Consider the following 6,608-nt stretch of genomic DNA (forward strand, 5'->3'; position numbering starts at 1 on the left):
TCAAGCCTGTTCCTCGCCATCGAGCAATTGGTCCTCGAGTGCTTCGCGGTAGTCGCCAGGCTGCTCCCAGAGCCCCCGCTGCTGGGCCTCCAGCAAGCGCTCGGTGAGGTCGCGCAGCGCCTCGGGATTGTGCTCGCGCATGAAGTCGCGGGTCGCCGGGTCGAGCACATAGGCATCGGCCAGCGACTGGTAATGATGATCGTCGATCAAGTGCGTGGTCGCGTCGAAGGCGAACAGGTTGTCGACCGTCGCCGCCAGCTCGAAAGCGCCCTTGTAACCATGGCGCTTGGCGCCGTCGATCCACTTGGGGTTGAGGGCGCGGGCTCGAATCACCCGGTTCAGCTCTTCCTTCAGGGTGCGGATACGCGGCCGGTCAACTTGACTGTGATCGCCGTGATAACTCGCCACCGTCGCCCCGGACAAGGTCTCGGACGCTGCCAGCATGCCGCCTTGGAATTGGTAGTAATCGTTGGAATCGAGCACGTCGTGCTCGTGGTTGTCCTGGTTCTGCAGGACGGCCTGGACCTGGCCCAGGCGCCGGGCAAACTGCGCGCGAGCCGGGGTGCCTTCGTCACCGACGCCATAGGCGTAGCCACCGTGATTGAGATACACCTGGGCCAGGTCATCGCGGTTGTGCCACAGCCGGCCATCGATGGCATTTTGCACGCCGGCACCGTAGGCACCTGGTTTGGCGCCGAACACCCGCCAACCGGCCTCGCGCGCTGCCTGTTCAGGCTCCACGCCCTGCGCCTGCAAAGCGTCGCGCTCATGACGCACGCGGGCGGCCAAGGGGTTGAGATCGGCAGGCTCGTCCAGCGCCGCCACCGCTTGCACCGCCGCATCGAACAGGCGGATCAGGTTGCCGAAGGCATCGCGGAAAAAGCCAGAAACCCGCAAGGTCACGTCTACCCGCGGGCGGTCGAGCAGGCTCAATGGCAAAATCTCGAAATCGTCGACGCGTTGGCTGCCTGTGGCCCACACCGGCCGCACGCCCATCAAGGCCATGGCCTGGGCGATGTCGTCGCCACCGGTGCGCATGGTCGCCGTGCCCCACACGGACAGGCCGAGCTGACGCAGATGGTCGCCATGGTCCTGCAAGTGCCGTTCGAGGATCAGGTTCGCCGACGCGAAACCCAGGCGCCAGGCTGTGGTGGTGGGCAGGTTGCGCACATCCACGGTGTAGAAGTTGCGGCCCGTGGGCAGCACATCCAGGCGGCCACGGCTGGGGGCACCGCTAGGGCCGGCTGGCACGAAGCGCCCCGCCAAGGCGGCGAGCAAGCCGTTCATCTCTGCGGGCCCGCACGCGTCGAGGTTCGGCGCAACCTGTTCGCACAACGCGCCGAGCACCGCCTGCACGGGTTGCCATTGCGGCTCGTCGGGCAGTTGCAGGGCCATTTCCAGTGCTTGCTCGATGTACTTCAGCGCCAACAGTTCGAGGCGCTCACGGGTATCGCCGCAGGTGCGCCACGCCGCTTCGCTCAAAGCCTGCAGCGGCGCCGGCCGAGGACCTGCCCAGGGCTGGCCGAGGTCGCAGTCGAGCGGATCGAAGCCCAGCGCCAATGCCTTGGCCAATGTCCGCAGCAGGCTGGCATTGCCGCCGCGCCCGTCACCGCGCTCCACCCGCAGCAGGGCCAGCAGGGTATCGACCCGCAGCCGAGCCTGGGGCGATTGGCCGAACACATGCAGGCCATCGCGGATCTGCGATTCCTTGAGGTCACACAGGTAGGTGTCCAGCCGCGGCAGCCACACCGTGGCATCCTCCAGCTGACCTTCCAGTTGCAACTCACGGTCGATGTGGTTGGCCTTGACCAGTTCGAGGATATCGCGTTGCAACTCGCGGGCCCGCCGCGGGTCGAGCAGCTGCGCTTCATAGAATTCGTCGGCCAGCTGCTCCAGGTGGCGCAAGGGGCCGTAGGTTTCGGCGCGGGTCAAAGGCGGCATCAGGTGGTCGATGATCACCGCCTGGGTGCGGCGCTTGGCCTGGGCGCCCTCACCCGGGTCGTTGACGATGAACGGATAGATGTTGGGCAACGGGCCAAGCAAGGCGTCCGGCCAACACTCGGCGGACAGGCCCACGCCCTTGCCGGGCAACCATTCAAGATTGCCGTGCTTGCCGACGTGGATCACGGCATCGGCGGCAAAGGCATGGCGCAGCCAGAAGTGAAACGCCAGGTAGCCATGCGGCGGTACCAGATCCGGGTCGTGGTACACGGCGCTGGGGTCGACCTGGTAGCCGCGCGCCGGCTGGATGCCGACGAAGGTCAGGCCGAAACGAAGGCCCGCCACCATCAGCCGGCCGCTGCGGTACATCGGGTCCTGCTCGGGCGGGCCCCAGCGTTCGATCACGGCCTGACGGTTGGCGGCGGGCAGGCGCTCGAACGCTGCCTGGTAGTCCGCCAGGCTCAGGCTCTGCGCGCATGGGCGCTGGTCGAGGTGCTCGAGGTCGTTGGTCACACCACCGAGCAACTGCTGAATCAACTGCGTGCCGCTGTGCGGCAGCTCGCCCAGCGGGTAACCCTCGGCTTTGAGGGCCTGGAGTATGTTCAAGGCAGCGGCTGGCGTGTCGAGCCCAACGCCATTGCCGATGCGCCCATCGCGGGTCGGGTAGTTGGCCAGCACCAGGGCCACGCGCTTTTGCCCATTGGGCAGGCGTGCCAGCTCGACCCAGCGCCGCGCCAGTTCGGCAACGAAGTCCATGCGCTCGGGGTGGGCCCGGTAGCAGACCACATCGGACTGGCTGCGCTCGCTGCGCCAGGCCATGTCCTTGAAGCTGACCGGCCGGGTAATGATGCGCCCGTCCAATTCCGGCAAGGCAATGTGCATGGCCAGGTCGCGGGCGCCCAGTCCCTGCTCGCTGGCTTCCCATCCCGGCTGATTGTCCTGCGCGCAGATGGCCTGCAGCACGGGAATATCGCGACGCAATGGGCGCAGGTTGGGGCGCTCCGGGCTGGACATGGCAAAACCGGTGGTATTGACCAGCACCTCGGCGCCGACCTCATCCAGCCACTGTTCGACCTGCTCCAGGCAGGCGCTTTCCTTCAGGCTGGCGACGGCGATAGGCAGCGGGTTGAGCCCGGCTGCCTGCAGGCGTTGGCAAAACACATCGATGAAGGCGGTGTTGGCCGCCTGCAAATGCGAACGGTAGAACAGCAGCGGTGCCACCGGATGCTCAGGGTGCCACTCGCCGTACCAGTCCTCGAGCGCGGCGCTGGCCTTGGTGGGGTGATACACCGAGGTGCGTGGCAAGGGTTGCGGTTCATCCCAGGTATAGTCGCGCTCCAGCCATTGGTTGGCCAGGCAGTTGAAGAGGTTGACGGCATTGGCTTTACCGCCTTGGCGCAGAAAGTGCCAGAGGCGCTCTGCCGCCGCGCCGGTCACCGTGCCCAGGTCGGTCAGTTCCGGGTCCGGGCGGTCGTCGCCCGGCACCAGGATCAACTGCACACCGCGCTCCGCCAGCGTCACCAACTGCTCGACACCGTAGCGCCAGTAGCCGACGCCACCGTGCAACGACACCAGGATGACCTTGGCGTGGCGCAGTACCTCTTCTACATACAGGTCGACCGAGGCATGGTTCTGCACCTGCATCGGATTGGCCAGGCGCAGGCTGGGAAAGTCATCCGGCAGTTGCTCGGCGGTTTCGGCGAGCAACGCCAGGTGCGAATCGCCGCTGCAGAGGATCACCAGTTCGGCGGGTGTCTGGCCGAGGTCGGCAATGCTGTCGTCCGGCACGAAGCCGCCGGGCTGGGTCCGCAGCAGGTGCATGGGTCAGGCGCCCAGGGCCTGGCGCAAGCGCGCTTCCAGCTGCACGGCATCGAGGTCCTGGCCGATCAGCACCAGGCGGGTGATGCGCTTTTCGTCGGCACGCCAGGCGCGGTCGAAGTGTTTGTCGAAGCGGGTACCCACGCCCTGCACCAGCAGGCGCATCGGTTTGCCGGGAACGGCGGCGAAGCCTTTGGCACGCAGGATGCCGAACTCCACCACCAGTTGCGTCAGGGCGTCGAGCAGCAGGCTTTCGTCGGCTTCCGGCAGGTCGATGGAGATGGAGTCGAACGCGTCGTGGTCATGGTCGTCATGGTCATCGCCGTCGTGGTGCGAATCGTGATGGGTGCGGCGGCCATCGATGTGCACCTCGGATTCGGCGCCCACGCCCAGCAACACGTCCAGCGGCAGGCGGCCACTGCTGGCCTCGATGACCTTGACCGCTGGCGGCAGCTCTTCGGCCACTTCGGCGCGGACCTTGGCCAGGCCTTCGGCGTCGATCAGGTCGGCCTTGTTCAGCACCACCAGGTCGGCACTGGCCAACTGGTCGGCGAACAGTTCATGCAGCGGCGATTCGTGGTCCAGGTTGGGGTCGAGCTTGCGCTGGGCGTCGACCTGGTCGGGGAACGCGGCGAAGGTGCCGGCGGCCACGGCCGGGCTGTCGACCACGGTGATCACCGCGTCGACGGTGCAGGCCGTGCGGATTTCCGGCCACTGGAAGGCTTGTACCAGCGGCTTTGGCAGCGCCAGGCCGCTGGTTTCGATGAGGATGTGGTCCAGGTCGCCGCGACGGGCAACCAGTTCGCGCATGACCGGGAAGAATTCTTCCTGCACGGTGCAGCACAGGCAACCGTTGGCCAACTCGTAGACGCGGCCGGTGGCCTCTTCTTCAGTGCAGCCGATGCTGCACTGCTTGAGGATTTCGCCGTCGATGCCGAGCTCGCCGAATTCGTTGACGATCACCGCGATGCGGCGGCCCTGGGCGTTGTCGAGCATGTGCCGGAGCAAGGTGGTCTTGCCCGAGCCGAGGAAGCCGGTGACGATGGTGACGGGGAGCTTGGCCAGTGTTTTCATGTCGCGTTGCCCTTGGCAGGTTGGCGCGGGCACACGGGACGAAAGCCGCGGGCCAGGCCGGCCGGGCTCGTTCGCCACCGGATCACCCCGCCCGGTTGAAAGTCGAAAACGTGACGAGGCAGGTCTCCTGGCTTGCACCGTTCCGGCCCCCGTGATTCAGGGGGCTGGCGGGATGACGCCTTCCCGCGCCTTTGGCGCAGTGGCTGTGTCGATCCGTTGCCGGTGCCTACAGTTGCGGGGGCAGCCGCGGCTTGTACCGCGTTCCCGTCTTAGCTTCGGCCTGGCCGAAGAACCTCGAAGCGGCAAGGCTACGCGGGGGGTGGCGGGTGGTCAACTCATGGGGTGGGTTTTGTTTTTTCCTCAGGATCTGTTGGGGCTGCTTTGCAGCCCATCGCCGGCAAGCCGGCTCCCACAGGTACAGCGCCGCCCTTGAGCATTGCGCTGTACTTGTGGGAGCCGGCTTGCCGGCGATGGGCCGCGCCCCCAGTAATAAAGTGCAACCAATTGACGGAAACCCTGCCCCGTGCTCTCCTTACGCCTTGCGTTCAGGTGCCCCCTCGGGGGTGAAACGGGAAACCGGTGCGTCGCAGGCCCTCGACCAGGGCCGGACCAGGCCGGTGCTGCCCCCGCAACGGTAAGCGAGCGAAGCGTCTAGACCACTGTGCCACGTCGTTCGGCATGGGAAGGTGACGCTTTACCAAGGAGCCCTGCTCCTCCTCGCAAGCCCGGAGACCGGCCTGGCGTCACATGAACACCCCGCGGTGGGCGGGCGCTGTCGCATTCCCTTGGGCGCTTCGCGTCCGGGGCTGCCGCGCTTGCCCGTTGAGCTTAAAACAACAGAGGAACGCGTCATGCCCATTTCCAGCGCCAAGCACAGCATCGCCACCCCCGTCACCCTCAGCCAGCGCGTCGTCATTGCCGTAGGTGCCAGTCTGCTGGGCCTGTGCCTGGTCTACTTCGCCGGTTTCTCGCACATCGAAGCCGTGCACAACGCCGCCCACGACACCCGCCACAGCGCCGCATTCCCCTGCCACTGAGGCCTGCCCGATGATCAAGCGCATTGCCCGCACCGCTGGGTTCAGCGGCCTGCTCGCAGCCTTGCTGCTGACCCTGCTGCAAAGCTTCTGGGTCGCCCCGTTGATTCTCCAGGCGGAAACCTACGAGTCGGCTGCCCCCGCCGCCGAACACCACAGCCATGACGGCGCGGCCGTTGCGGCCCATGAACACAGTGCAGAGGCCTGGTCGCCGGAAGATGGCTGGCAACGCATGCTCTCGACCACCGGGGGCAACCTGGTAGTGGCCGTTGGCTTCGCCCTGATCCTGGTCGCCCTGTACAGCCTGCGCGAACCCAACCGGGTCAGCACAGGTGCGCTGTGGGGCCTGGCCGGCTTCGCGGTGTTCTGCCTGGCACCGACCTTGGGTCTGCCGCCCGAGTTACCCGGTACCGCCGCCGCCGACCTCGGCCAACGCCAGAGCTGGTGGATCGGCACCGCAGCCGCGACCGCACTGGGGCTGGCACTGCTGGTGTTCGCCCGGCACTGGCTGCTCAAGGCCGCCGGCGTGGTGCTGCTGGTAGTGCCCCACGTCATCGGTGCGCCGCAGCCTGAGGTGCACCAAAGCCTGGCACCCGAGGCTCTGGAAACCCAGTTCAAGATTGCCTCCTGGCTCACCAATGCCGTGTTCTGGCTGGCCTTGGGCCTGCTCAGCGCCTGGTTCTACCGCCGTGCCCAACAGGCCTGATGGACCTTGAAACGCCGCTGCCGGCGCTGTATGCC

The 6,608-nt window shown here is 66.7% G+C and carries 4 protein-coding genes and 2 riboswitches; of the genes, 2 read left to right on the plus strand and 2 right to left on the minus strand.

Translation table 11 applies throughout. From position 1 onward, the window contains the following. A complete protein-coding gene (cobN, locus tag PMI38_RS00450; protein WP_008089275.1) occupies positions 1-3,762 on the minus strand; it encodes a cobaltochelatase subunit CobN in 3,762 nt (1,253 codons plus the stop codon). A 3-nt stretch (positions 3,763-3,765) separates the two neighbouring features. Beyond that, positions 3,766-4,833, minus strand: a complete 1,068-nt coding sequence (gene cobW, locus PMI38_RS00455; protein ID WP_008089278.1) for a cobalamin biosynthesis protein CobW — start codon at positions 4,831-4,833, stop codon at positions 3,766-3,768. A 100-nt stretch (positions 4,834-4,933) separates the two neighbouring features. Then, a riboswitch (cobalamin riboswitch) is annotated at positions 4,934-5,145 on the minus strand. A 218-nt stretch (positions 5,146-5,363) separates the two neighbouring features. Next, positions 5,364-5,588, plus strand: a riboswitch (cobalamin riboswitch). 96 nt (positions 5,589-5,684) lie between these two features. On the opposite strand from cobW, the gene PMI38_RS00460 reads away from it, so the two are divergent. Then, on the plus strand, positions 5,685-5,870 hold the full coding sequence (locus tag PMI38_RS00460) for a CbtB domain-containing protein (RefSeq protein ID WP_008089280.1): 186 nt from the start codon (positions 5,685-5,687) through the stop codon (positions 5,868-5,870). A 10-nt stretch (positions 5,871-5,880) separates the two neighbouring features. Beyond that, positions 5,881-6,573, plus strand: coding sequence for a CbtA family protein (locus PMI38_RS00465; RefSeq protein ID WP_008089282.1), 693 nt, complete (start codon positions 5,881-5,883; stop codon positions 6,571-6,573). Positions 6,574-6,608 lie beyond the last annotated feature (35 nt).

The sequence above is a fragment of the Pseudomonas sp. GM84 genome (assembly GCF_000282535.1).
Classification (GTDB): domain Bacteria; phylum Pseudomonadota; class Gammaproteobacteria; order Pseudomonadales; family Pseudomonadaceae; genus Aquipseudomonas.